Source organism: Sphingobium sp. GW456-12-10-14-TSB1, assembly GCF_059424385.1.
Genome location: NZ_JBWKZI010000002.1, coordinates 386,047 through 412,146, shown reverse-complemented (window position 1 = coordinate 412,146; position 26,100 = coordinate 386,047). Strand labels below are relative to the sequence as shown.

The 26,100-nt window shown below is 64.7% G+C and carries 23 protein-coding genes; 6 read left to right on the top strand and 17 right to left on the bottom strand.

Features of this window, described 5'->3' with window-relative positions; all coding sequences use genetic code 11:
• Positions 1-10: 10 nt before the first annotated feature.
• Positions 11-682 carry an energy transducer TonB gene (locus tag AC07X9_RS19140; protein ID WP_176342146.1) on the top strand — a complete coding sequence of 224 codons (672 nt, stop codon included), beginning with the start codon at positions 11-13 and terminating at the stop codon, positions 680-682.
• A 216-nt stretch (positions 683-898) separates the two neighbouring features.
• On the opposite strand, the gene AC07X9_RS19135 is transcribed toward AC07X9_RS19140, so the two are convergent.
• The 5 genes from AC07X9_RS19135 to AC07X9_RS19115 form a co-directional block, all read right to left on the bottom strand.
• Positions 899-3,931, bottom strand: a complete 3,033-nt coding sequence (locus tag AC07X9_RS19135) for an efflux RND transporter permease subunit (RefSeq protein ID WP_086486130.1) — start codon at positions 3,929-3,931, stop codon at positions 899-901.
• Positions 3,931-4,959 (bottom strand): efflux RND transporter periplasmic adaptor subunit, encoded by a 1,029-nt coding sequence (locus AC07X9_RS19130; RefSeq protein WP_086486131.1) that lies wholly within the window; start codon positions 4,957-4,959, stop codon positions 3,931-3,933. The genes AC07X9_RS19135 and AC07X9_RS19130 overlap by 1 nt, the downstream gene beginning before the upstream one ends.
• Positions 4,956-6,311: a TolC family protein gene (locus AC07X9_RS19125; protein WP_086486132.1), complete on the bottom strand. Its 1,356-nt coding sequence runs from the start codon at positions 6,309-6,311 to the stop codon at positions 4,956-4,958. Before AC07X9_RS19125 ends, AC07X9_RS19130 begins: the two co-directional genes overlap by 4 nt.
• Positions 6,312-6,397: 86 nt before the next feature.
• Complete coding sequence (locus AC07X9_RS19120) at positions 6,398-6,712, bottom strand: PepSY domain-containing protein (protein ID WP_086486133.1); 315 nt, start codon at positions 6,710-6,712, stop codon at positions 6,398-6,400.
• Between the two features lie 56 nt (positions 6,713-6,768).
• On the bottom strand, positions 6,769-7,755 hold the full coding sequence (locus AC07X9_RS19115) for a YncE family protein (protein ID WP_255504714.1): 987 nt from the start codon (positions 7,753-7,755) through the stop codon (positions 6,769-6,771).
• Positions 7,756-8,044: 289 nt separating this feature from the next.
• On the opposite strand from AC07X9_RS19115, the gene AC07X9_RS19110 reads away from it, so the two are divergent.
• Together AC07X9_RS19110 and AC07X9_RS19105 are read left to right on the top strand one after the other, a co-directional pair.
• On the top strand, positions 8,045-8,722 hold the full coding sequence (locus AC07X9_RS19110; protein ID WP_086486135.1) for a response regulator transcription factor: 678 nt from the start codon (positions 8,045-8,047) through the stop codon (positions 8,720-8,722).
• Positions 8,715-10,022: a sensor histidine kinase gene (locus AC07X9_RS19105; protein WP_086486136.1), complete on the top strand. Its 1,308-nt coding sequence runs from the start codon at positions 8,715-8,717 to the stop codon at positions 10,020-10,022. Before AC07X9_RS19110 ends, AC07X9_RS19105 begins: the two co-directional genes overlap by 8 nt.
• A gap of 345 nt (positions 10,023-10,367) precedes the next feature.
• Here the strand turns inward: AC07X9_RS19105 and AC07X9_RS19100 are convergent, their stop codons facing one another.
• Positions 10,368-10,643, bottom strand: coding sequence for a hypothetical protein (locus AC07X9_RS19100; RefSeq protein ID WP_140159624.1), 276 nt, complete (start codon positions 10,641-10,643; stop codon positions 10,368-10,370).
• Positions 10,644-10,747: 104 nt separating this feature from the next.
• Here AC07X9_RS19100 and AC07X9_RS19095 point away from each other — a divergent pair, with 104 nt between their 5' ends.
• Positions 10,748-11,293, top strand: coding sequence for a phosphatase PAP2 family protein (locus AC07X9_RS19095; RefSeq protein ID WP_086486414.1), 546 nt, complete (start codon positions 10,748-10,750; stop codon positions 11,291-11,293).
• Between the two features lie 40 nt (positions 11,294-11,333).
• Complete coding sequence (locus tag AC07X9_RS19090; protein ID WP_086486415.1) at positions 11,334-12,206, top strand: glucosamine inositolphosphorylceramide transferase family protein; 873 nt, start codon at positions 11,334-11,336, stop codon at positions 12,204-12,206.
• On the opposite strand, the gene AC07X9_RS19085 is transcribed toward AC07X9_RS19090, so the two are convergent.
• The 10 genes from AC07X9_RS19085 to AC07X9_RS19040 form a co-directional block, all read right to left on the bottom strand.
• Complete coding sequence (locus AC07X9_RS19085) at positions 12,106-13,254, bottom strand: glycosyltransferase (protein WP_427773819.1); 1,149 nt, start codon at positions 13,252-13,254, stop codon at positions 12,106-12,108. The genes AC07X9_RS19090 and AC07X9_RS19085 overlap by 101 nt on opposite strands.
• A gap of 14 nt (positions 13,255-13,268) precedes the next feature.
• Entirely contained in the window at positions 13,269-14,600 is a 1,332-nt protein-coding gene (locus AC07X9_RS19080) for a lipopolysaccharide biosynthesis protein (RefSeq protein ID WP_086486139.1), read from the bottom strand.
• Entirely contained in the window at positions 14,593-15,792 is a 1,200-nt protein-coding gene (locus AC07X9_RS19075) for a CDP-glycerol glycerophosphotransferase family protein (RefSeq protein ID WP_086486140.1), read from the bottom strand. The genes AC07X9_RS19080 and AC07X9_RS19075 overlap by 8 nt, the downstream gene beginning before the upstream one ends.
• Before the next feature lie 53 nt (positions 15,793-15,845).
• Complete coding sequence (locus tag AC07X9_RS19070) at positions 15,846-16,952, bottom strand: LptF/LptG family permease (protein ID WP_495198002.1); 1,107 nt, start codon at positions 16,950-16,952, stop codon at positions 15,846-15,848.
• Between the two features lie 280 nt (positions 16,953-17,232).
• A complete protein-coding gene (locus AC07X9_RS19065) occupies positions 17,233-18,408 on the bottom strand; it encodes a glycosyltransferase (protein WP_086486143.1) in 1,176 nt (391 codons plus the stop codon).
• Positions 18,409-18,414: 6 nt separating this feature from the next.
• Positions 18,415-18,924, bottom strand: coding sequence for a DUF2141 domain-containing protein (locus AC07X9_RS19060; RefSeq protein ID WP_086486144.1), 510 nt, complete (start codon positions 18,922-18,924; stop codon positions 18,415-18,417).
• Positions 18,921-19,883, bottom strand: coding sequence for a hypothetical protein (locus AC07X9_RS19055; protein WP_427773814.1), 963 nt, complete (start codon positions 19,881-19,883; stop codon positions 18,921-18,923). Before AC07X9_RS19055 ends, AC07X9_RS19060 begins: the two co-directional genes overlap by 4 nt.
• On the bottom strand, positions 19,880-21,082 hold the full coding sequence (locus AC07X9_RS19050; RefSeq protein WP_086486146.1) for a glycosyltransferase: 1,203 nt from the start codon (positions 21,080-21,082) through the stop codon (positions 19,880-19,882). Before AC07X9_RS19050 ends, AC07X9_RS19055 begins: the two co-directional genes overlap by 4 nt.
• Positions 21,070-21,840, bottom strand: a complete 771-nt coding sequence (locus tag AC07X9_RS19045) for a DUF2334 domain-containing protein (protein ID WP_086486147.1) — start codon at positions 21,838-21,840, stop codon at positions 21,070-21,072. The genes AC07X9_RS19050 and AC07X9_RS19045 overlap by 13 nt, the downstream gene beginning before the upstream one ends.
• Position 21,841: 1 nt before the next feature.
• The gene (locus AC07X9_RS19040; RefSeq protein ID WP_176342148.1) at positions 21,842-22,600 is read right to left on the bottom strand and encodes a hypothetical protein; all 759 of its coding nucleotides are present in this window, start codon (positions 22,598-22,600) and stop codon (positions 21,842-21,844) included.
• Between the two features lie 151 nt (positions 22,601-22,751).
• Here AC07X9_RS19040 and AC07X9_RS19035 point away from each other — a divergent pair, with 151 nt between their 5' ends.
• The gene (locus tag AC07X9_RS19035; protein ID WP_086486149.1) at positions 22,752-23,831 is read left to right on the top strand and encodes an endonuclease/exonuclease/phosphatase family protein; all 1,080 of its coding nucleotides are present in this window, start codon (positions 22,752-22,754) and stop codon (positions 23,829-23,831) included.
• On the opposite strand, the gene AC07X9_RS19030 is transcribed toward AC07X9_RS19035, so the two are convergent.
• Positions 23,803-26,067 carry a TonB-dependent receptor gene (locus AC07X9_RS19030; protein ID WP_380926277.1) on the bottom strand — a complete coding sequence of 755 codons (2,265 nt, stop codon included), beginning with the start codon at positions 26,065-26,067 and terminating at the stop codon, positions 23,803-23,805. The genes AC07X9_RS19035 and AC07X9_RS19030 overlap by 29 nt on opposite strands.
• Between the last annotated feature and the right edge of the window lie 33 nt (positions 26,068-26,100).

Below are 26,100 nucleotides of genomic sequence, written 5' to 3'. Positions count from 1 at the left end.
AGGGGAGGGAGTGACCCCCGGTCGCTATCAGCCGAGCCACAGGCCACGCTGGATCTCCCTCGGCCTGATCGCGGCTCTCCATGTCGCGGGCTTCTACGCACTCCAGCATCTCGATGTGAGCACCGTGCGCCAGCTTCCGGCATCACCACTGGTGGTCGATCTCCTGCCGCTCGATCTGCAGGAACCGCCACCGAAGGCGGTCGCCCTTCCTACACAGAAGGTGTTCGAAGAGGTGCAGATGCCCAAGCCTCAACCGATTGTGGCATCTCCCCCGATCGTGGCGGTTCCGGCACCGGCTCCGCCAATCCAGACCACGCCGGAAGCCGAGCCGGCACCCCCGGCACCAGTCAAAGCCGCTCAGGACGCGAAACCGGCTCCCGCTCGCGCTAGCGACGCGCTGGCCAACCTCAACACACGGCTCATCTCCGCCGACCCTCCCCGCTATCCGGTGGAATCGCGGCGGCTGCGCGAAATGGGCACGGTGGTTCTAATGGTCGTGGTCGACGAGGGTGGGCGGGTCCGCGACATTTCGATCGCGACAAGCAGCGGCGTCGAGCGCCTCGACAAGGCAGCGCTCAACGCAGTTCGGCGCTGGCGATGGTCGCCGACGATAGTCGACGGGCGGCCAAGCCAGGTCCGCGGTCTTGTCCGCATACCCTTCGAACTTAAGGAGAACGACTGAAGCTGTTCACCGCGCTCGGCTGTTCGCGGCTACCGGTCTCTCGTCCAATGTTTCCCCAGGTTCGGGAAGTGCAGCCTGCCGCACCTTCGAATCCCAATAATATCGTCATCCCGGCGTAGGAAAATCCTGCGCCATGGCACCACTCGGAGCCCGGTTCACGCTACACGTCCTGAGAGACATACTCATGTCATCACGGTTCAAGTCCGCAAAGGCCTGTTATTTCGGCAATGTCAGGCGCACGAGGATCGGCATGGCGATCAACACCAGAGGATATTGCAATAGCAGCCCGGCGATGATCGCGATCGCCAGCGGCTGTTGAATACCCGAGCCCTGGCCGATGGCGAGCGCCAGCGGCAGCAAGGTCAGGATCGCCGCCAGCGTGGTCATGGTGATTGGGCGCAACCGATGGCGGCTCGCCTCGCGCGCCGCTTCGACCGGCGGCATGTGCCGGGACATCTCCTCGAATTCCGAGACGTAGAAGATGGCCATTTCCGTGCCGATGCCGATGATCATCGTCATGCCCATGAGCGCCGTGATGTTAAGATCTACGCCCGCGATCCAGAGCGCGGTGAACACCGCCGTGGTCGAGAGCAGCGAGCAGCCGATGATGATCACCGGCAGCCAGAAGCGCCGATAGAGCAGCAGGAGCAGAATGAACTCCGCGATAAGCGCCGCGCCGAACACGCGGATGAGGCCGGCAAAGGCGATCTGCTGCTGCTGATAGAGCCCGCCCATTTCGTAGCGCACGCCGGCCCCGAGCGTTCCGGGCTTATCCAGTGCGGCGATGACGTCGCCGACGGCCGCGCCGATGCCGCGGCCCTGGATGCGGCCGGTCACGGCGACCATCGGCTCCAGATTCTCGCGGCTGAGCTGGGGCTGGCCGGCAACCGGCGTAATCGTGGCCACCCGCGAGAGAGGGAAGACATGTCCGTCCGTCGCGCGGATCGGCAGCTGGGCAATCTCGGTCTCGCTGATCGTCATGGCATTGGGCAGCCGTACACGGACATCGACCGCCTTGGTCGCCTGGGCGAGCGTGGTGGCCGTGGCGCCGGTGAGCGCATTGGAGAGCTGCGTTTCCACCTCGGCAGGGGTCACGCTCTCAAGGCCCGCCCGAACCGGATCGACATGCACGTCGAGGGCATCGCCAGCGAGGCGGACGCCGTCCTTGACCTCGATGACCCCGTTGATCTTTGAGATCAGCGCCGCAACCTTCTTTGCTTCCCCATACAGAACGGATGGATCCGAGGCGAACAGCTTGACCTCGATCGGCTGTGGAACTGCCGTCAGGTCGCCGATCAGATCCTCCATCAGCTGCGCGACCTCGACCTCGACGCCGGGTACCTTGCGCGCCACCTTGTCGGCGACGCCGGTGGCGATCTCGTCAGTCGGCTTGCTGTGGCCGGGTTTCAGCCGGACGAAATAGTCGCCGTGGTAGCTCTGGCCGAGATCGCCGCCGAGGCCGGTTCCGAGACGCCGCGAGAAGGTCAGAACGTCCGGGTTGGTGCGCAGCATGGCGTCGATCTGCCCCACCTGCCGGCTTGTCTCGTCGAGCGAGGTTCCGGGCACGGTGTAATAGTCCATGATGAACCCGCCTTCGTCGACCTTCGGCATGAAGCCGGTCGGGACGGCCGAATAGCCGATGTAGCCGATCACCAGGAGCGGAACAGCAATCACTGCGAGGAGCCAGGGTTGCCGGGCGAGCCGATCGAGCACGCGATCGTGCGCCGCGGCCACGCGCCCTTCGCCCGCCTCGCCCGGATCGTGCCAGCTGTCGAAATCGACCAGCCAGCGGACCAGCACCGGCACGACGAATGCGGTCATCGCCCAGGAGATGCCGAGCGCGGCCGCCATCGTCAGCGAGAGTGCCTTGGAGAAGGCGCCGGTGATGCCGGTGAGGAAGGCGAGGGGCAGGAAGACGATCAGCGTCGCGAGGCTCGAGCCCGTCAGTGGCGTCATGAACTCGTGGGCGGCCGGGAAAACCGCAGCGGCGCCCCGGGACTGCCCATTCTCGTCTCTGGCGCCGGCCCGGCGGGCGATGTGCTCGACCATGACGATGACATCGTCGATCAGGAGGCCGACGGCTGCGGCAATTCCGCCCAAGGTCATGATGTTGAAGCTCATGCCCAGCGCGCTCAGCACCAGCACGGTCGCCGCGAGCGTCCCCGGGACCACGATGACCGCCACCAGGGTCACGCGCCAGCTGCGCAGGAACCAGAAGAGCACAAGGGCGGCGAGGACCAGGCCGATGAGAACCGCATCACGCACGTTCGCGACCGACTGGGTGACGAGCTCGCTCTGGTCGTACCAGTTGACCAATTTGACGTCGGGCGGAAGCTTGAATCCGGCAAGCTTCTGTTGAACCTGCTGGGCGATTTGCACTGCATTGCCGTCGGGCTGTTCATAGATGTTGAGCAGGACGGCGGGGTGGCCATCCTCGACGATCCGTTGCCATTGCGGCATTCGGCCATCCTGCACGGTGGCGACATCGCGCACGCGAACCACGCCGGTGGGATCGGACTGGACGACGATGTCGCCAACATCCCGCGCGGCGATGACACTGCGGTCGGCAATGACCAGCGAGAGGCGGCCGCGGTCCTGCACCTGTCCGACCGCGCTCAGCACATTGCCGTCGCGGATGGCGTTGACCAGGTCGGACATCGCGAGATTGTGGTCGGCGAGCCGATGCGGGTCGGCAAGCACCTGCACCTCGCCCGTTTCGCCGCCCTGGACGCCGACGCGTGCCAGCCCGGAGATGGATGAAAGCAGAGGCGTGATCTGGTAGCGGGCGAGATCCTGCAGCGCGACCGGGTCCGCCGTGTTCGAGACCAGCGCATAGGAGATGATCGGAAAGACGGTGGGGTCCATCCGACGTACATCATAGGCCGTGCCGGCGGGGAGCGTCGGCACGACGCGCGCGATGGCGGAATCGATCAGGAGCGTGCTCGCGACCATGTCGCGGCCCCAGCCGAAATCGACCGAGATCTGCGCCGAACCCCGACTGGTTTCGGAACGAACATTCTGCACACCCGGCACGGCGCGGATCGCTTCTTCGACCGGCCGCGTGACGGTGAGCGCCGTCTGGCTCGCGGGGCGACTGCCAGAATCCAGGTCGACGACCACGCGCGGGAAGGAAACCTGAGGGAATAGCCCGATCGGCATGGAGAGCGCGGCTACGAGGCCAGCCACCGCCATGGCCATGGCTATCAGGACGAATGCGCGTGATTGCGAGCGAAGCAGCCGTTCGATCATTACCGGCCCTGCCGAACAGCGATGCCGTCATTCACCTGATAGGCGCCCTCGACGATGATCGGCCTCGCGGGCTCAATGGCGCCCTCGATGACATCGCCGGCGGCCGAAGCCAGCAGGATGTGGATGGGCACCGCCTTCGCCTTGCCGCCGGCAACCTGGAAGATGTGGGCCGGCCCGTCGGCGGTCACCACTGCCTTGTGCGGCACCACCCAGCCGGCGACCTGCGCGGTTTCGATCGCCACCTGCATGCCCTCACCGGGCATCAGCGCGCCGGCCGGGAAATTGAGGTCGACATCGACCATGCGGGTCCTGGCGTTGAGTGCGCCGCCGACGCGCACGACCTGTCCCGTCAGCGGAGGCCCGCCCGATAGCCTGCGCAAGGTCGCGCGCTGCCCCGCCGCCAGGCTTGCGCGCTGGGCGGGATCGATACCGACGGTGACGACCATGCCGCCGGCCCGTGCGACCGTCAGGAGCGGCGCGCCGGGCTGGGTCCTGTCGCCTTGTGCGACGGTGATGGTCGTCACCACGCCGTCGAAGGGCGCGGTTAGTGTTTGAACGGCCTGGTCGGCCCCTTCTGCGCGCAATCCCGCCAGGGCGACACGAGCATCGGAGACCGCCTTTTCGGCCTGCACCAGCTGATCCCGCGTCGCCAATTGCTGGGTGAGCAACTGGGCCGTGCTGTCGCGCTGTTTCTGTGCGGCGGCCAGCGCCTCCTCGGCTTGCAGATAGGCGCCGCGCGCGGTCGGTGCGACCATGAAGGTTCCAAGAACCTGTCCCGCGCGCACGGCGGTGCCGGAAGTGACGGCAAGACGTATGACCTGCCCAGGCTGGGCGACGCTGATCGTCTGCGCGCCGTTGGTTCCGGGAGCCGCGGAGCCGAATGCTTCGATGCTTTGCGGCAGGCTGCCCCGCGCTGGCTTGGCTAGGCTGACCAGAACGCTCGGTTCAGGCGTCTGATCGGCGCTGGAGGATCCGCCGCAGCCTGCCAAGGGCAGCAGCAGGAGGGGGAGGGCGAAGCTCCGCTTCATGGCCGCGCTCCGCCGACGGGTTCGGGCGGGAGGTCGGCTATTGGCAGTCCAGCGCCGACCAGGGTCTGGATGGCGATCTGGCGGTCGAGCAGGGCGAGTTCGAGTGTCATGATTTCCTGCTCCTTCGAGACGCGGTTCGAGACGAGGTCGACATAGCCACGCTCGTCGAGATTGGAGGCGCCGAAGGCGGCGGACGCGCGCGCGGCGGCGAGGCGGGCCGCGGGAAGGTCGCGGCGGGCGATCTCGAGTTGCGCGGCCAGTTGCTCTGCTTCGCTCAGCATCGCCTCGACTTCCCCGCTGGTGGCAGCGAGCCGCGCCTCATATTCGGCGTGAAGCTGCGCGCGCGTCGCATTGGCGACCGCGATATTGCCCTGGTTGTGGTCGAAGATCGGCAGGCCGAGCGTGACATTGGGTCCGCCGTTGATGACCTTGGAATTGTCGCTCGCGACGCTGCCGCCCAGGACCATGTCGGGAAATTGCGCGAGGATCGCCTGCCGTACGGATTCGTCGGCAGCCGCATAGCCAAGCCGCAATGCCAGAAGGTCCGGGCGCCTGTCCGGCAGGGTCGCCAGGCCGGCCCGGATGGCCGCGGGATCGAACGGCGGCAGGTCGGGCGCGGCGGTAAGCGGAACGACGACATCGGGACGGAGCCCGAGCAGGGCGTTCAACTGGTGTATCAGCGAGAGCTGGTTCTGGTCGAAGCTGTTGAGCGCGGTTCGCGCTGTCTGCAAGGCCACGCGATCCGGCGCCACGATGGTCAGGGTCGTATTGCGGGCGGCGAGGGCCTGTTCGAGCTTGGCGTTGCGCTCGGTGAGCAACTCATAGGCAGCGACATAATAGGGACGGCTGCGCGCGCCGATGATAAGGTCGGTCGCAAGCTGGCGCGCCTTTCCGGCGACTTGCCATTCCTGCCAGACGACGTCCGCCGCGACCTGCTGCTCGCTGTCGCGCGCCGCGCGGCGGCGGGACTTGTAGGTGATGATCGATTTGATGTCCTGCGACAGGCCGATATTCCACGCCGGCACCGTTCCTGCGCCCGAGATCAGCGGGAGGATCGCGCCGGCGAGCGAGGGATTGGGCAGGATCCCGGACTGTTTCGTCTGTCCCGCCGCCACCGCGCGCTTGAGGCGCGCTGCCTTGAGATCGGGATTGTTGGCGAGGGCGAGCGTGACCACTTGTTCTATGGACAACGGTCCACCTGTCGGTGGAGCAACGGAAAGTTCGCCCACCGTCTCCGCCAGGGGCGGTGCAGTGGCGAGGGACAGGGGCATATAATGCGCGCAGCCCGATAGAAGTGCCGCGAGGGCGATCGAACTGATCCCTGATCTCGGTATAGCACGCAAGAATGTCATGACTATCCTTGGTGTTGGGTCAGCAAGACACGGCCGGCCCGAAGACCGGCTGTCTAGGAGCGAGGCTGGCCACAGCCGCTCCGGTATCAATCCGGGTTCTTGCCCTCGGCGACATTCTCGAGGATCGTTCCCGTGATGGCATCGACGCCAACCTCGAAGGGCTTCCCATGGCTGGTGATGTCGAAAGAATAGCGTAAACCGCTCCCGCCGGGCTCCCGTTCGAGTTCCTGATCGGTGATGGTGCCAGGACGTGCCCTGAGGGCAAGCACGCGCGCGTGCTGCATGGTAATCTTCGCCTGATGGGCGGGATCGGGATGCGAAGGGGCTGGTTGGGCAGCATGCGCAACGCTCGCGGCGAACGCAACAATCGAGAGAATGGCGGGGATCATGGGCAGTTTCATGGGAACCTCCAAAGGGGCTTTCCTTGACGAACGACGCGGGCATTTGCGTGCCTGCATCAGTCCGGCTTCACGACCAGGATGTGGAAGGAGCCTGGCACGGGCGTTGGCCGACCGCCGGGCAGTGCCGGAGCGGTGAATCGGGCGGTCGGGAGGAAGATTGTCCCGGTTGACGGATCGAGGGCGCCGGTGCGGGCGCCGATCTCTGTCGTCACCCGACCTGCAGCGGTGACTTGGCTGGACGACGCCAGGGAGAGAATATCCAGAACGCCGTCCCGTCCACAAGGGATGAAGGCGAGGCCGCGCCCTTCGTCGATGATGACCGCGTCGGCCCCGCGGCCGATGTCGAGGAGTGGCGAGAGCCTATGTGTTCTCGTGTCGATGATTGCGGCTTTGCCGTTGGCGCAGGCGCTTATCAGACGGGCGTGGCTCGCATCATAGCCAAGCCCGGTTGGTCCTTCGCAGCCGGGAAGGGCGATAGCCTTGCCGGGTTTCCCGCGCGCGATATCGACGACTTCGATCTCGTTCAGATCCTCGTTGTTGACGAATAGCGTGTTCCCCGCGAGCGCGGCATATTCGAGGCCAGGCTTGGCGCGAAACGTCCGCGTGACCCGCATCGAGGCCGTATCGAGCACCGAAATCGTGCCGCTTTCCGCGTTCATGATGAAGGCGCGGTCGCCCTTTTCATCCAGGATGGCCGCATCGGGCTTTTTGCCGACTGCGACGCTGGCGATCTGGTTGCCATTGGCCGCGTTCAGAAAACGGACGGTGCCATCCGTGCCGCTTGTGACCAGGAGACGGCCATCCGCCAGCGGCATGACAGCGTGCCCGCGCTGAACGTGTCCAACGGATGTTACCGCGTCCGACGCGAGGTCGACGGCCGTTACGGCATCGCCGCGGGCCACATAGAGACGATGCGCGCTGGGATCGACCCGAGCATAATCCCAGCTCCCATCCGGTCCCGGAATGGAACTTGCCACCGAATATGTCGGTGCCGCAGGCGCTGCGGCGATCGTCAGGAAGGCGGCTGTCAGGGCGGGGATCAAGTGGAGTCGCATGATGTGCCTCGGGCTTTCTTTGCCATCGATGCCTTCATCTTGCCGCTATTGCCAGCGCGCAGCCCAACATTGGGAAAATACAATCCTGTTAACGAAGATTGGGAAATCCTAATGCTCTTCCGACGGGGTTTATGACTAGAAGAGATCGGGCGTGAACCAGGCGATGCCGCACTCCAGGAATGCTGTTGTGCTTGGCCCGTCCGGCGCCACGCACATATGATGACCGGCGGAGCCGTCGAAGGACCCTTTCGCATCCGGTCCGAAGGATTTGAGGCCTATGCATATCCTCCTTGCCGAAGACGATATCGACACAGCCGTCTTCGTCCAACGCGGGTTGATTCAGCTCGGCCACGTCGTGACCCAGGTCACAAATGGCGAGGATGCGTTGAGGCTTGCCGCAAAGGACGGGTTCGAAGCAATCGTGCTGGACCGCATGATGCCGGGCATGGAGGGGCTGGACGTCCTTCGTCAGTTGCGGGCGGCCTCGATATCGGTGCCGGTCATCGTCCTGACGGCCAAGGGCGGCATTTCCGACCGGGTATCCGGACTCGATGCCGGCGCGGACGACTATCTGGTGAAGCCCTTCGCCATGGCCGAGCTCGTCGCAAGGCTCAACGCCGTTACGCGCCGATCGCCGATGCCGGAAGTTTCGACGCGGCTGGAAGTCGGGGATGTGGTGCTGGACGCCATGCGGCGTTCGGTCACGCGGGCCGGCAGGGTCATTCACCTCCAGCCTCGTGAATTCGCTCTTCTCGAAGTGCTGATGCGCAATGCGGGGCGCGTCGTGACGCGCACCATGTTTCTCGAACAGGTCTGGGGCTTTCATTTCGATCCCCAGACCAATATCGTCGAGAGCCATTTGAGCCGCATGCGCGCCAAGCTGCGGGCGGATTTCCCGGACGATCCCATCGAAACGATCAGGGGCACGGGCTACCGGATGCGCTCGAATGACTAGCCTTCGGTCCAGCGCGGCCTATCGCATCGCCTTCACCTATGCCGCCGCCTTTGCCGTGGCGGTTCTTCTTCTCGGCGTGGCCGTCTATTTCGCGGCGGACCTGGAGTTTCGCCGGCAGCGCGACCAGTCCATCGCCGAAGAGCTCGCCGATCTGGCGCGCGAACGGAACCCGGCCGAGCTGCTGGACGAGATCAACCGGCGCGAAGCGACGGATACGTTCGGCTATGCACTGTTCGACAAAGAAGGACGCCGCATCGCCGGTGGGCTTGATACGCGGCGTCCCGATATCGGGTTCAGCAGGATCCTGTTCCAGGATCCAGTGGAAGGTCCGGATGTTGCCCGCGCCAAGGCCGTCGATCTTCCCGGTGGCGGCCGGCTGGTGGTCGGCATCGATTCCGAGGCGATTGAGAAGATCGACAGGACGATACTGACCATGTTCGGGCTCGCCTTTGCGGGCGTCCTCGTCATTGGCGTGGTCAGCGCTCTGCTTCTTGGCCGATATCTGCAGCGCCGGCTCTCCGGGATCAGCGGCACAGCCCATGCGATCGTTGCAGGGGATACCGGGCAGCGAATGCCGGTCGGTCCGCGCCGCGATGAGTTCGACACGGTCGCAATGGCGCTCAATGCCATGCTGGATCGCATCGCGGGTCTCATGGAGAATTTGAGGCAGGTGTCGAGCGATGTCGCGCATGATCTGCGGACGCCGCTGCTTCGTTTGCGCAGTGAGCTTGAGCAAGTCGGCAAGGTCGAGGGTGCCGAAGAGCGCGCCATTGAACTGGGCGACGAGCTCCTGAAGCTCTTTTCCGCGATCCTCCGGATTGCCGAGGTGGAGGGTGGCGGACTGGTGCAGGATTTCGCACCGGTCGATCTCACGGCTCTCGCCGAAACCGTCTGCGACGGGTTTCTGCCGGCGGTGTGCGACAGTGGGCGAACGCTGGGCTGGCGTATCGAGCCTGGCATCACGGTGCTTGGAGATCGCGAGCTGCTCGCACAGGCGATGGCGAATTTGCTCGACAATGCCATCGTGCACACACCGCAAGGCACAGCCGTAACGCTCAGCCTCGAACGGACGAACAGTTCGGTGCAACTGGCGGTCTCCGACGACGGACCGGGAGTATCGTCCGTCGATGGTCCTCGACTGACGCGCCGCTTCTATCGCGGCGAGGCCAGCCGGACGACGCCCGGCCATGGCCTTGGATTGAGCCTGGTAGCGGCAGTTGCCAATGCGCATGGCGGAGAGGTGTCGATCGAGGGGGCCAAGGGCCTTCGGGTAGCGATCACCTTGCCGCTGAACCGGTAGGCCCAGTCAAGCGCGAGCTTCAGGCCGACCTTGCCGGCGTAGCTCGCGCTTCCGATGCGAGCTCTACCAACTCCGCTTGTAATGATCGTCATTGTCGCGCCATTGGCCGGGACGCGGCTCGAGTTGGTGCTGTTGCGCATGAGCTGGCTGTAGACGGGCAGATACTGCTTGTTGGGCAGGTTCTCGATGCCCACCGTCACGCTGTCCTTGTCCGTCACGCGGTAGCTGCCGATCAGGTCGAAGACGGCATAGCTATTCACCTCGCGGCGGCCGAACCCGGTGACCCCGTTGAGGCGATAATCGCGGTCGCCCGAGACAAGGCCCTGCAGGCGGACGTTCAGCCGCTCAGTATACGGACCGGACAAACATCGCGCGATCATCGATGCGCTCGCCTCGCTCGCAATCGACCGGGACCGCGTTCACGTCCGTTTCTATTCCGACGATCATTCCGATCATCATACCCTCACCTGGTGCGATGAACCCATTGCCGTCAATCCGAGCCGCAAGCTGCGTCGTGTTGCGGAAGAGCGAGGCTGGGCGATCCTGAACTGGCAAGGCTGAGGCCGGTTCGGTTCCGGGACCATCGATGCTCTCGAAGCCGGTTGGAACGAGATCGCTCAATGATGCCGAGCTCCACGTCCTCTTTGCGTCGACCGGACTGCGGTGAGCTCCATCGGTGACGTCACACACCCATGGGTCGGGGCGGCCATGGGAGCAGCAACAGGATGAAACGGATCGGGCTGAGCGCGGCACTGGCGCTATCGGTTTTCGCAAGCGAAACGCCAGCTCTCGCGAATGATCGTAACGGCTGGAGTACGGCAAGCGACGTCGGTGCGATCGGCCTTGGCGCGATTGCGCTCGGCCTCCCGCTCGCCAAGGGCGACGAGACCGGCGCCCTGCAGGCTGGCGCCAGTCTCGGCGTCGGATATGGCATCGCAGAGGGTCTCAAGCATGTCACGCACGAGCAGCGGCCGGACGGCAGCGATTTCAAGAGTTTTCCCTCGGCCCATACATCCTTGTCATTTGCCGCTGCCGCGACGCTCAACCGCCGCTATGGGTGGCAGGTTGGGCTGCCCGCCACGCTGGTCGCGACCTTTGTCGGCATCGCGCGCGTCGAAGCGAGACGGCATCATTGGTACGACGCGGTTGCCGGCGCCGCGATCGGGGAAGCGAGCGGATTGTTGATCACCAAACCCTATTCGTCGAACGTGAGGCTGGTGCCATGGGGAGATTCCCACGGCGGCGGCGCGGTCGTGGCTGTCCGCTTCTGAACCGATGCCGCGGCGTTGCGATCTGTGGCGTATCGGCATTATGCACGCTGGCGTGGCAACGCTCGCCCGTCACGGGCTGCCGGCCGATGTCGCGATCACCTGGCTCGATGAAGGAAGACCCTTCACCTTCGATGCGGATCCCTTCGGCTGGTGGCACGAGGATCGGCTTCATCTGTTCGTCGAGCATTATGACTATCGCTCCCGCCACGGTGTGATCGATTGTATTGTTCTGGACGCCGGTTTTCGGCAGCTCGAGCGTCGGCGCGTGGTCGAGGAGCCCTGGCATCTCTCCTATCCCGCGATCTTCGAGTCCGAAGGGTCGCTCTGGATGCTGCCGGAGGCCTACCGGTCGGGTGAACTCACCCTCTATCGCTGCCGGGGCTTCCCGTTTGACTGGGAACCGGCTTGCACGCTCCCCCTCGGCCGCGAGGCGATCGACGCTACGCCGTTTCATCATGGCGGACGATGGTGGCTGTTTTTCAGCTCATCGACCGACCGGCTGCACCGGATGGGAAGTCTGCACATCATGCATGCCGACCGGATTGAAGGGCCGTGGTCGCCTGTCCAGCCTGATCCCGTGCGCTTGGATTTGAGCGGCGCCAGGCCAGCGGGACGCCCGTTCCTGTTCGACGGCCGGCCGGTGCTGCCGGTCCAGGATTGCAGCCGGACCTACGGCGGCGCGATCAGGCTGCTCCATTTCGACCGCCTCGATGCCGCGGGCGTATCGATCGAACCCGGCGCGAAGATCGAGCCGTCCGTCCGCTGGAAACCGTTCCACGAGGGGCTGCATACGATCAACGGCTGCGGACCCGTCACGCTGATCGACGCGAAGCGGATCGATCGGAGTGGGCGCGGCTGGTTGCTGGATGCCGGGCGGATGATCCGTAAGGCAGAAGCGCGGCGACCCGCTTGAAGACGGCCCGTCCCGTAGCCTCGAAAGCTTGGCGGCTGAGCTTCTGATGGACATGGCCGCGCGCGGCGGCGCCGATCGCGCCGAGTTTCTCCGGCAGGCGAAGATAGTGGGCCAGCGCGAATGAGAGGGCCTCCTCATCGTCGGGGGGCACGACCAGGCCTGTCTGTCCGTGCTGGATCGAATAGGGCATTTCGCCCACCGCGCTCCCGATGCAGGGCAATCCTGCCTGCATGGCTTCATGGACCGCTATGCACAGGCCTTCGGAGCGGGAGGGCTGCACGTAGAGGTGGAGCGTCGCCAGAAATTGCCTGGGATGCGCGGTGAAGCCCGCAAGCTTGACGATGTCGGCAAGGCCATGGTGGGCGATCAGGCTCTCCAGCCGGCCCCGTTCGTCGCCTTCGCCGGCGATATGCAGTTCGAACGGTGTTGCCGGATGGACGGAAGAGCGGCGAAGCCGTGCCAGCGCGTTGAGGAGGATGTCGAAGCCCTTGACGGGGTGCAGGCGGCCGAGGCTGCCGATCCGAAGCATCTCCCCTGGCCGCCAGGGAAGGGCCTGCGGTGCATCGGAGTCGACCGCGAACAGCGGCCAGGTCATGAGGCGACCCTCCGGAACGGCCAATCGCTGACGGGTGAGGGTGGCGACGCAATCGGAATCGGCAAGCCACAAGCTGGAAGCGCGCTGCCTCAGCCGGAGCAAAGCGCGGTTCGCGGGCCTGAGATAGGCGGCGTGCTGCCAGCTCACGGCGGGCACTTGGAGGCGCTTCGCTGCGATCTGGCCGAGTAATGTCGCGCGGGTCAGGGACGTCCAGACGATATCGGGCCGCCATGCCGTGAATTCCTGGTCGAGCCATCGCAGCGCCTGCCTATGGTCTCTTTCTCCATCCTCGCGGATATAAACGTCCAGCCCGGCCGCGTGCATTGCCGGCAAGCCTCTGCGGTCGCGGCCGGTGAGCGCGAACACCTTGATCTCCGCCCCCTGCCGGCGAAGGACATCGCAGACCATCGGCACCGGGGCCGCGGCGCCGCCACCTTCGACCGAGTTGATCACATAGGCGATTCGCATCAGCCGGCGAGCCTTGTGATGCGAACCCCCCCGTGGCTCTCGCGAAAGACGAAGAGAAGCAGCAGAAGGGAACTGACTCCGGCTTGCAGCACGGCGTGCCACCCCGCCGCGGGAAGGCCGAACCAGCCGAGCAAGAGGGGAAGCAGCGGGAGCAGTCCCAGGCTGGCGATCAAATTCGCGCCCACGGACATGGACGGCCGTCCCATCGCGATCAGGGCGGAACTCGCCGGTGGGCCTACGAGCAGCAAGGCGCGCGCAACTGTCAGCCAGAGCATGATCGGTGCCGCATCGGCGAAGGCCTTCCCGCCGATCAGGATCGCGACCTCGCGCCCGAAGAAGGCCAGGGCCAGAATGACCGGGACGGCTGCCGCCATCGCGATCAGGATGCAATGCAGGACGGCCCGGCGGAGACGGCGCCCGTCATCACCGGCGGCGACCAGACGCGCGAGTTCGGCATAGGCCGCCTGCCCGAGGATCTGCGCCGGTTGGGCGATGACGACGGTCGCACGCTGCGCGATGGCATAGAAGCCGACCGCTTCGGCTCCCAGCATCCAGCCGATGATCAGTGGCGAGATCCGGCCCGCGAGTTCGCCGAAAGTGATGTCGGCATTGGCGATCAGCATGAAGCGCCAGATCCCGGGATTATCGGTCGTGACGCCCCGCACCGGACCCAGGATATGGGCTTCTTCGATATTTCGCCGTGCGACCCAAAGCGCGAACGCCCATAGCGACGCCCATTCGAGCAAGGCAGCGACCAGCCATGCGATCAGGAAACCGCTGAGGCCGGCATTCATCCACCATGCGAGGATCGCGCCGGCGAGCCGGGCGGCCGGTGCGACGGCATTGTGAAGGCCGAGAAGGTCGAAGCGGCCCATGAGCTGAAGATAGCCCGCGGCAGTGGAACGTACCGATCCCAGCAGTGCGAAGCTGTAGGGCAGGGCGAAAGCCAATGCGGTCGCCGACCATCCGAGTCTCGGTCCCAGTAGTGGGGCAAGGCAGGCGGCGGCGGCGATGGCGGCGATGCCGCCCGCGACTTCGATTCCGCCGACAAAGCGCAACAGCTTCATGAGAGCCGTTTTGTCGTGGCGTGCGAGAGCGGTGGCGCCATAGCGGACGACGGCATGCCATCCCTGGAATTCGATGAGTGCGCCGACGGTGGTGACAAAGCCATGGACGAGCACGAGGACGCCATAATCGGTGGGGCCGAGCGCATGCGCGGCGATGATCATGTAGATCAGGCTGATGAGGCCCGCGGCGGCCTTGCCGGACAGAAGCTTGCCGAGATTTCCGTAGATCCGCCGTACCAGGCCGCCCGGCACGCCTTCAACCATATGCCACGCTCTTCATCGGATCGGATGATGGACGGTGCAAGCCGGCGAGTTCGACGATGGCGCGCGCGGCGCGATCCGAAGAACGCTCGTCGGTTAGATCGAAACTGCAGCGAAACAGCTTCTCCTGGATGGGGCGGAAATGCCCGGCGTGGTCGGCGCTTGCTTGAGCCAGCGCCTGACCGAGATCGGCGACGTTGCCGATGACGGGGCCAGCCGACCAATGGGCGAAATTGGGATCATTTTCCCAGGCGGTGCGATGCGCGTCCACAAAAACGCAGGGGCGCGGCTGGCGCAGGAACTCATAGACCTGGCTGCTGACGTCGCCGAGATAGATATCGGCCCGGTTGGTATAGGCCATGGTCGTCGAGGCCCTGCTGCCGAGGTCGATGTGGATGTTCGGCGCGCGCAGATACCGCTCCTCGATGCGACGCGGGCGATCGATCCTGAGCTTGTCGATCGTCATGACGAAGGGGCGCTCATAGAGCATCACATGAGGCGCGAAGATAAGGTGATATTCCTCATGCTCGACGAACCAGTCGAGAATGGCGCGGCCCATCCTGTACCAGGATGAGAGGTGCGGCGAGACATGGGGGTTATAGAGAACGACCGGCTTTCCGTCGTCGAGGAGACCGTGCGTCGTCATGCCATCGTGGATGTCGAATTTGGGATAACCGACGATGCTGATCCTGCCGGGATCGACGCCGGCGTCGTCGATCAGGCGGTCCCGGATCTTCGGCCCGGAAACCAGGACGTGATCGAATTTCGCGCTTTCGGTGTTGAAACCGATCGCCCGATCCCCGGCGCCGTGGCGCGTGTGAATGATCTTGAGATGGTCGAGGCCATATCGGTCCTTGAGGATCAGCGAGGTCTTTTCGGCCACGACCAGGATATCGAGGGACCGGAAGAAATCGAGATTGTCCCTGTAGATGAGAAGCTTGGTCGTGGGCACGATCGAACCGAAAGCGGCGGCGAGCCAGCGGCTCGTATGTCGCTGGAGCTCGAGCGGCTGAAGCGTGACGCGGCCACCGAGTGCGCCGCCGCCAAGGCGGATGACTTCGGCCTGAAGACGCGCGTTGGTCGTTGCGAGGATGATCTCTGCCCCTGTCTCCAGGCGCGCCAGTGCAAGCGCGATCGGAAGGCTGTGTGCGACCTGATGAACCTGATCATGGTTGAAGAGGAAGCCGATGCGCATCTTTATGCGACGTCACGGCCGCGGCCCACCGCAGTCGCTCGCGGAAAAAATTCTTATCCTGTGCGAAAATGAGTCTGGAAACGTGCGATGCGGGCGGCGATCGGGTTCGCCAAATGTCTGGCAAGCCATGTTTCCACCGAGCCTGGCCCATGCCGGCATTCGGCACGCCAGATCATGGCGATCGCCGATCCGTATCCTCCGACAAGGAGGCCGAAGCCGGCAATCGGGTGCGTCGCCGCCGCGGTTTCGACATAGGCGACCAGCCGAATATAGCCGACGATTGCCAGGATACCGGCGCTGATGCCGTAAGGGGACCGCCCGCGTACAGGCAGTGCGCCCAAAGCGAGTGCGAGAAACGGGAGCAAGAGAGCGATCGCCGCATAGGCGCATCGCGATGCGAAGGAGGCGAGCGCTTTCCGCGTTCCCATATCCGCTTCGCGCTCAAGGCCGATGTGGCGCATCAGTTCGCGGTAGGCCAGTCTGTCGAATGCCGTACCTGGCCTATGTCCTGGATCAGGCTCTGCGCGCGCGAGACGAATGCGCAGTCGTCCGAAGCTGATAGCATCGAAATGATCGCCGGGTCGCGGCACGATGCTCTGCCCCTGCTCGAGCAGGAGATAGATATTCCCGCTGTCGTCCAGGGAAACAAAGGCACTGCGTGCGGTATAGACCGTTCCCCTCTGGGCAATGAAGATGTGCGCCAGCCTGCCGGTCGATCGTTCAAAGCCATCCGCGGTCATGACCGTGGTGTCGTCGAGCTGGATGATCTCTCCAAAATTCCCGCCGAAACCGTAAAGGCCGCGGCGGACATCGGAAAACAGGCTGTCCAGTCGATGTTCGGCCGCAGGCCGGAATTGAAAGTGAATGCCGAGTTCGATGGTCGCGCAGCCAATGCCCAGCAGGAACGGGATGAGGCAAAGGCGAACGGGCGTTATACCGGCCGCGGCGAATATCTGCCATTCACCGTGAAGCGAGAGCGCGCGAATGGCGAGAGCAATGGAGAGGAAAAGCGCTACGAGCAGACCGATCCCGAGATATTCCGGAAGCAGGTAGAAGGAGGATTTCGCGAGAAGGGTGAGCGGATCTCGTACATGCTGGAGCAGTTCCATGAGCCGCGCCAGATTCTCCAGAAGGAGAATCGCGACCGTGCAGACGAGCACGGCCACAAAGGGCCGCAGGATTCGGCGGAGGAGATAACGGTCGAGCAGCACCCGGCGTCAGTCGCGGCTGTGGCGCATTGCCCACCAGAGGATCCGGGCGATCAGTGGCCAACCTGGGCAGGCGCCATGCCATATCAGTCCGCACGGGTGGCGGACATCGGCACGGAGATCATCGGTCGCCGGTTCGGGAGGGTCTGCGCGCGCGATGGTCCGCGATTGATGGGCAGGTTTCGGATCGCTGCCGTTGGACGATGGCATGGCCCGTCGCAGTGTGAGATCCTCAGGCGGCATCGGCCAAGCGGTGCGAACCGCGCGCATAGATGTCGAACAATTGCCTGAAATGGTCGTCCATGCTCGTAACGTCACCGGCCGCCAGGCTGGCGAGCCGTCTATGGCCGTGCGGATCGGAAGTCATGAACCTGCGGATGGCGTCCGCCAGTCCCAGCGGGGATCGGGCGGCGTAGATCTCCCCCTGGCCGGGGACGAACTGGTCGCTGGCGCCACCCTCGTCAGGCACGATGAGCGGCAGGCCGCTCGCTTTTGCCTCCGCCGCGACCATGCAGAAGGTCTCGGCCTCGCAGCCGTGGATCAATGCGTCCGCGCTGGCCAGGAGGGTTGCGATTTCCCGCCGGTCCGCGATCGGCGCGGCCAGATGCACATGAGGATTGTGGGCCGCTGCGCGAACGACCGTGGCTTTCTGGCGGCCGTTGCCGAAGAGCACCAGGCCGACAGGGTGGTCATAGCCCGCGGCGGTGACGGCTTCGATGACCATCGGCCAGCGCTTCTCGGCGGCAAGGCGGCCAAGACCGATGAGAAGCGTTGCTGTTTGCGGGAGATCGCAGCGGGCGAGCAGGCGCGCCCGTAGGCCCTCGTCCCGCAGCGCGGGCGAGAAGAGGCCGGGCGTGACACCCATCGGGATGGTCGCGAGCTTGCGAAGGCCGCCGGCGTATAGTCTCGCGGAGAGACTGGCGCTGGCGCTCACCACCATGTCGAACTGATCGTCGAGCCGCCGCAGGTGGCGCCAGAACCAGTCGAAGCCCCGATCGATGCTGGCGCGCGAGGCCAGTCCGCCAAACCACCGGTACGCATAGGCGGAAAGCGGGTCGGCGTGCATCACCAGCGATCGGTGGGCCGATCCTTGCCAGCGCGCGACCATGGCCGGGCTTGCCCAGGGCGACGATGCTTCCACGACATCGGGGGCGAGGCGATCGAGGAGCCGGTGGAGGGTGTGTTCGTCGTCGAAATAGCGGTAACGGCGATCGAGGGGGAAGCGCGGGGCCGTGAGCGTCATGATGCAGCCGCCGGCCGTTCTCTCGATCACGGCATCGTTTTCGCCCGGCGCAATGACGATCACTTCCTCCCGTTCCGCGCGGGCGGCCTTCAGCTTGTGCTCGACATAGGTTTTTACGCCGCCGCCTTGCGGTGCATAAAAGGCGCAGACATCGACGATGCGCATAGGGTGCTATCTTTCCAGGGGACCGAAGGAGATCAGGCCCTTGCGGTAATTCATCACGATACGGACGCGTGTCGGTCCTTCACCGACCAGCACGCTCGCTGCGGCGGCTCTTGGTTTCGACATGCCGAGCCTCGGATTGCCGCCGAACCCGATCCCGTCGATCGAGAGAGAGAATTTGCGGTCGGCGTTGCGGTCATGCAGCAGGCTTAGCGAATAGCGGCCCGCCTGCGGCGCGCGAATGCACAGTTCGACCGGGCCCGAACTCGGCACATTGACCTCTACGCGCCGGAAGGTCTTTCCCGCATTGATGAGGAGATTGTCGTCCTGGAGGAAATCATCGTCGTTCGCGGGGTAGAGTTCGAGCTTCAGCCGCCCGCGCCGATCCTTGAGGCCGGCCACGTCGACCAGCAGCGAAGGTCCTGTTTCGCGCGGACGGCATTGCCCTTCCGCCTTGCCGAGATCGGGCGTGGAGGGCAGCGCCGCGCCAAGCAGGAGCATGAGGGCGGCGGAGATCATCCGGCCCGCTCCCCATGGGCGAGAGCCGACAAGGCGAGAAGCGCGCCAACGGCCAGGTGTGCGGCCAGGATCAGCGTCGCCATCAAGGTCATTGCCGCGACGATCTGCTGATCTGAGCCCACGAGGAAAACGGCAAGGCCCACGAAGACGACGTCCTTGTTGGGCATGAAGGGGAGACGGGACAGAAGCTGGCGCGCGGTTGACAGGATCAGCCACCAGCTCAAAGCGACCGAAGGCAGCAGCAGATGCCACATCACGGCCGCGAGGAATGCGGAAAGAATAATCCGAACCGTATGGGCGCCCGCCACGAACCAGAGCTCGCGCCGGGGAAGCGTGAAGAGACGCTTGCGCAGGAAGAGGGCTGCGCCCGACGATATCAGAATGAAGAGCGCCGAGGCGATAAAAGCGGTGTTGTCGATGCCGAGGTGAAGTGATCCCAGAAAGGGCGCCGACACCAGCACCATCAGCAAGGTGAACAAGTTTCCGGTAAGCGCGCTCAGGATCGTCACATCCTTGATCGCACCGAACGGGGCTGCGGAGACCTGGGCGTTTCGGCGCGCCCAGCTGTAGAAATAGACTTCACCCAGATAGCCGAGAAGGATTTCATTGCTGACGAGCTTGCGGACAAGAGCAGAAAAACCGCTCGCCGGCAGCGCCCATAAGCGCCGAAAGATGACCCATTCGCAGGCTGGGCTAATCAGGTAGCAGGCCGCGAACACCGTCCAGAACAGGGGACTGGACGGCAGCAGGTCCGCTACGCTGCGATAGTCGAACTGCCGCAGCTGCCAGGCGACGGCGACGAGAATCAGGAAAGAGATGAGCGGGCCGGCCCATCGTGTCCAGTTCTTGCCGCTCTCGACAAGCGGAGCCGGATCGATGAAGTGGCCAATCCTTGTGACGGTGTCGATATTCTCCACGGATGTTTGAGCAGTGGTTCCAACGGCAACGTAACGAGTCATGAAATGCGCTCTCCGGGTTGGTTGCTCTGACGGCGTGGGACTGTTCGCACCTCAGCCGGAAGAGGCGGGATTTCATGAGCGCTCGCGTTTGCTTCGATGCGCGACATGACCCGGAGATAGGTTTCGGCCGCATGTTCGAGCGTGAAGCGCTGGGCCTGAGCGAGGCTGAGGCTTGCGTCCTGCGAAGCGGGTTGTGCGCGCGCGATGGCATCCGCAAGCAATCGGTCGTCGCCCACCGGAACCAACTCGCCCAGTGCGCCGTGGCGGAGCAGCGTGGCCATGCTTCGGCTGCAGTCGGTGGCGATGATCGAGAGGCCGGCGGCCAGCCCTTCGAGAATGACTGCCGGCACCCCTTCAAAGTTCGAGGACAGAAGCAGAATGTCGAATTTGGGCAGGATCAGCGCCGGTTCCGGCACATAGCCCAGGAACGTCACCTGATCCGCGAGACCAAGGCGGCGGGCGAGGATTTCCAGCTTCGGCCGCTCGGGGCCATCGCCGATAATCGTCAGCGTATCGCTGCGTCGTGCCCCGCGTCCAAAGGCCCTGAGCATCAGCGCGATGTTCTTTTGCGGTGCGAGCCGGCCGATCGAAACGAAGCGTCGGCCTGCGTAGATATCCTGAATTGTCCTTCGGTTCGTCCGCAATTTCTCGATCAATGGCCTGGACAGAGCGGGGTCCGGGATGATCGTGATCCGGTTCGCGGGCACGCCGAGGCCTTCGCAGATCTCGTCGGCCATCGGCGCTTCCATGCCGATGAGATGGTCGAGATAGCGGCCCTGAACCTTGAGCCACAGGCGATAGGGGAAGCGGCGCCACGACGGTTTGTCGTTGCGATCGAGGTCATTGCTGATCTTGGCCAGCACGGGAGGGCAGTTGCGGCCGAGCAGAAGCTTCAGGGCGACGGCGACCACCGCATAGGTATTGCCGGCGCAGAACAGGACGTCGGGGCGCAGCTTCCGCACGGCTTTGGGAAGCGTCCAGATCATCCAGAGCGTTTCCATCTTCGCGGCGAGCCAACCCGCGCCGGGCGGAGAGATGAATTCGAGGCCAGCGCCCACGTCATGGAGCATCTCGCCGCCGGTCCGGCCGAGAAACAGGGGCGCATCGACGCCGAGGGCGCGCCATTGCCGCACCAGGCGGAGCGCGATGCGCTCGACGCCGCCTGGCTCGAAACTGTGCAGGAAAGTCAGGACGCGCATGGGGCGGCCTCCGGGCCAAGCAGATCATGATAGCGGCTTGGCCGATGGGTCGATTTCAGTGTCGTGAGAACGCGATCGATACTGGCCGTCAGCGCCGGAACCCCTGTATCGCCCGGATGGACGCCGACGCGGGCGACTTGCATGCGCCGCAGCAACAGAGGCAGCAGCTGGGCGGCCAAAAGCGACGACGCGATACGCCCGGGGCTGCGGCTTGCCCATGTGAGCACCGGGCTTCGCGACAGCACCTCGCCGGTAGCAGGGCGCCAGACCTTCCAATGGTCCTCGGCGAGCGCGAACCCGCAATCGGCAAGGGCACCCAATGCGCCCGGTCCATAGAGCCATGCCGGGGCGATGAAGCCTGTGACCGGATGTCCGGTTATGTCTTCGAGTAAAGCCTTGCCGTCGCGCATGAAGCCGCGGGCGGTGTCGCGGTCGTACCCGAGAAACTCGCCTTCGCCCGCGGTCATATGCCGAGCCTTGAAGCGCGTGGCGGCGGCGGCGTGCGTGCTCGTATCGCGATGGAACCAGCCATGCAGGAAGATTTCCGCTCCGCGGTCTGCCCATTCGCGCAGGCGCCCGGCGAAAGGGGTGCCGGATGCGATGGGAGCCTCGCCCCAGTGGTTCGGCACCACCAGAAGGGCGATCGTGTCTTCGGGAGCATGGCGGCCGAGCTGATCGCGCAGCCGGTCGACCGCTCCCTCCGATCGCGGTCCGACATCATGAATGCTGAGCAGCAGGCGGGGATGGCCGGACGTCATCTTACAGGGGCATCCGAAAGAAGAGTTCGGCGCGGTTGTCCGCAGCGGACCGGAATCCCGGCAGGCCAAACTCGGCGGAAGGGCGGTGCCAGGCGGAGAGGGTCAAACCCCATTGGGTCTCTCCGCGCGCTGTGGGATCAGGCGTTGCCGAATAGGTGAGGCGCAGGCCATGACCGGTTCGCGGGGCGCCTTCGGCGACCTCCTCCATACGCTCGAGAGGTGCGCGTCTGCCTGGCGCGCCGGCGAGCAGATAGGCGAACATCAGCGCGGGTCCGTCCCTTCGCGCAACACCGAAACCTAGCGATCCGAAGTTGGTCGATCGCGCATGATAGCCTAGGGCAGGGGTCGTGAGGTGATGCTTCATGCGTGCGAGAAGCAGTTCCGACCGGAGGTCGAGGTCACTGCCGATATCCAGCGACAGCCCCAGCGCTGCCGCGCGCGCGCCGAAGCGATTGCCTCTGGCAAATTGCGCCGGCTCGGTGCTGCCGCCCTTGAGACGCATGGCGGAAAGCGAGAGGTCGAAGGGACCGATGCTCGTTTCGTGGACGCGCAGCCGGGTAGTCCGGAGCGAATTCCGCTCGCCGGGCGTCAGTGAAGCCTGAAGGGACTGCTGCATGCTTGCGGGCGGTGCCCCCGCGCGATCGGACCGATCTGCGGTGTCGACGAACGCCCATAAGTCGGCATCGCGGGCAACCGCAGGGGACGACACCATGAACGACACAGCAAGCGCGGCATTTGTCAGCTTCTGCGGCGTGTCCAAGCCCACCTCCATCCATCGGATGGCTGGGAGACGGCAATGCTCTGGCCAACCGCAGTCGGGGCGGCAAAAATAAAAGATCGGGGGTAGAGGACTGCGGTCGAAGGGGAAGCGTGCCGTCGCAGCCGGACTCCCACTAGTTCGGCTTTGACTGATGCACAGATATTGGAAGGTCGGCGTCGCCGCGTCGCTTTTGGTGCTGATCGGGGCGCGTCATCCCCGTCCCTCGGATGTTCGGCTCGTTCCGCCGGCCATGCCGAGGTTCGATGGGACCGTGTCGGTCCTTACCTACAATGTGAAAGGCCTCCCATGGCCGGTCGCGATCGGCCGGGATGCAGCGCTGAGCGGCATCGCATCGCATCTGCATGACTTGCGCAAGTCCGGCCGAGCGCCTCATATCGTAGTCCTGCAGGAGACCTTTACCAACGAGGCGCAGTCGATCGGCGCTGCGGCGGGCTATCGCTATGTCGTGCGGGGTCCCGATCCCGATACATCGGGCGCGATCGCGACGACCCGAGCCGATCGAGACTTCGCCTCGGGCGCACATTGGTGGAAAGGCGAGACGGCCGGCAAATATGTTGGCAGCGGCTTGCAGATCCTTTCCGATTATCCCGTGCGGAATGTGCGGCGGATCGCTTTCCCCGCCTTTGCCTGTGCCGGTTTCGATTGCCTGGCGAACAAGGGGGCATTGCTGGCCACGGTCGTCATACCCGGCGCGCCGACCCCGATCGACGTGCTGACCACGCACCTCAATAGCCGGAGGGCGTCGCATGTCGGGGACGATCGTTCCATCTATGCCTATCGCCGCCAGTTTGACGCGCTGACCGATTTCATTCGCATCGGCCATGATGCACGAAATCCGCTGATCATTGCCGGCGACTTCAATGTCGGATCGAAGGATCCACGACGGCCGGAGATACTCGCGGCCGCGCGCCAGCAATGGGCGCCGCGGGGAGGCATCAAGGACGCGTTCGGTGAGTATCTACGGGAGGGCGGCGTTCTCGCGGGCGATGCTGCGTTCTCGTTTCGGCGTGCGCGGGATTGGCAATTCTACAGCGATGGGACGACGGCAAAGCTGACTCTGGCCGGGATCGATGTTCCCTTTGGGCGCGATGGGTCGGGACGGATGCTGTCGGACCATGTCGGCTATACAGTGCGTTATCGGCTGGGCCAGCCGGCCGCCCTGGCGCATGAGGAGGATCTTGCTACCAGGCTCGTGAGATCGAAAACGTGAATGTGCGCGGCCGAAGCGGCGTATATTGTTGGCCCTGCATGATCGAGAAGGGATTGCCGAAGGCGAAACTATCTCCCTGGATGTCGAACAGATTGTCGAGCCGCGCGCCGATGGTCAGGCTGTTGCGAGTGAAGAAGGCTGCGAGCGAGGTCGTCGTATAATTCCCCATTTCGCGGTCGAGATCCTCGTCGAAGGTGAGCCGCGCGCGCCCGATATAATTGGCTTGCGCCGACAGGCTGGTAGCCCAGCCGCCGAGTGAGAAATCATATTGTGCCGCCAGGCGTCCGGTAAGATCGGGCGCGATGGGAAGGCGCCGGTCGTCGAGTTCGAGGCCGTCCTCCGTCTTCGTCAACATGGCGTCGAGATAGCTGGAGCCCGCGGAGAGGCGTAAGCCGCGAAACGGTTTCCAGTCCGCGCTGGCTTCGAGGCCATAGATACGGCCGCGGCCGGCGTTCCGCGTCGAAACGAGCCCGTTGGGCAGTAGATAGTCCGACTGGATATGATCCCAGACGGTGTGAAACAGGCTTGCGTTAAAAGATAGCCTGTCTCCGGGCAGTGAATGACGGATGCCGAGATCGAAAGTGCCCAGCTCGTCGGAATCGAACCGGCGGGACGAGGTCTCGCCTGCCGGCGTCAGCCCGCCGGGGCGAAGCGCGCGCGCATAGCGCAAGTAGACGATGCTGCGGCTCCCCGGGGTCCATGCTAGCGCAAGGCTCGGCGATACGCCGGTCTTGGAGACATGCTCGGACGTGCCGCCGGACTGCTCGAGGGCTTCGTCCTCGGCGATCGATCGGAAGATGCGGATGCCGGCCGTTGCTTTCACGCGGTCGATCAGGGCAATGGTGGCCTCGCCAAAGGCCGCAAACTCCGTGATCTTCCGGTCGAGCGTTTCGACAGTGAGCGTCTCGCTGGCGGAGCTCATGGTTCCCACATTGTGGCTGCGGGCCCTCATATAGGAAAGACCCGCGATCCAGTTTGAAGAACCAGCGGGCGAGATGCGAAGCTCATGGTTGAGGATCGAATATTTGCGGTCGTCCAGATAGGTGGACTGCCCGGCAAGGCCGAACTGCGCTGAGGCATCGGTCGCATCCAGCGTATAGTCGACGCCGTGGTCGACATAGCTCGTGGTCGCGAGCAGCTTGAGCGCGCCGATCCGGCCCTGGACGGTTGCCGCGACGGACTTGAAATCATTGTCGGTGGGCTCGGCGATCCGGGCATCGCGGCGTACGGTGTCGTCGGAATCAGTCACATATTGGCTGTCTTTGGAGTTCACATCCTGCAGGACGCCGGCGATATCGATCGTCCAATCCGCGTCGGGCTGCCAGCGAAGAGCGAGACGGCCGCCACTCGTCTTTGTTTCGTTCGCATTGCGATTCCGGCCCATATTGTCGATCCAGCCGCCGGAGCGGAGGAGATAGCCGACGCCGCGAACCGCGAGCCTGTCGTCCACGAGCGGAAGGTTGAGCATGGCTTCCGCGCCCGCGCCGACGCTGCCATGCTCTATCGCCTCGCCGATCAGACGCGTGGAACCGCTGGTTTCCACCAGGTCGGGCTTGCGCGTCACCATCTTGTAGATGCCGCCTAGGGCCCCGGACCCGTAGAGCGGCCCTTGCGGCCCCTTGAGGATTTCGACGCGCTCCATGTCGGCGAGGCGGAGATCCGGGTCGGGTGCATCGAAGGTGATGCGGGCTTCGTCCAGTTGGACCGCGACCGTGGATTGGCTGGGTCCGTTGAACGGGCTGTCGGCGACGCCGCGAATGAACTGGCGATTGCGGCCGGGCCCCAGGTTCGTGACGGCCAATCCCTCGACGGAGAGAGCCAGATCGCGGCTGCCTGCCGAAAGCTGGCCTGTCGCATTGCTCCCCAACTCGGCTATGGAAATGGACATGGCGACGTCTTGCAGAAGCTGGGGGCGCTTCTGGCCGGTCACGATAATCTCCTGAGCCGGGTAGGGGCGCGGGTCGACGCGGCGGGTCTCCGATCCTCGAGCCGGCGGTGGGGGTGGCACGCGGGCGGGCCGTGGAACGCGCTCGATGCGATAGGCGAGGCCACCCGCCCGCACCGCTCGCCAGCCGCTGCCGGCAAGGAGCCGCCGCAAGGCTTCGGATACCGTCATGGATCCGCGCAGCGCAGGCGCGCGGAATTGCGGCAATTGGCCGGACAGGCCCACAGATATGCCGGTCACCTGCGAGAGCTGTGCGAGCGATTGGCTGACAGGCCCCGCCGGGATGTCCAACTGGTGCTGGGTCTCTCTTGCCGCGGCCGGAGA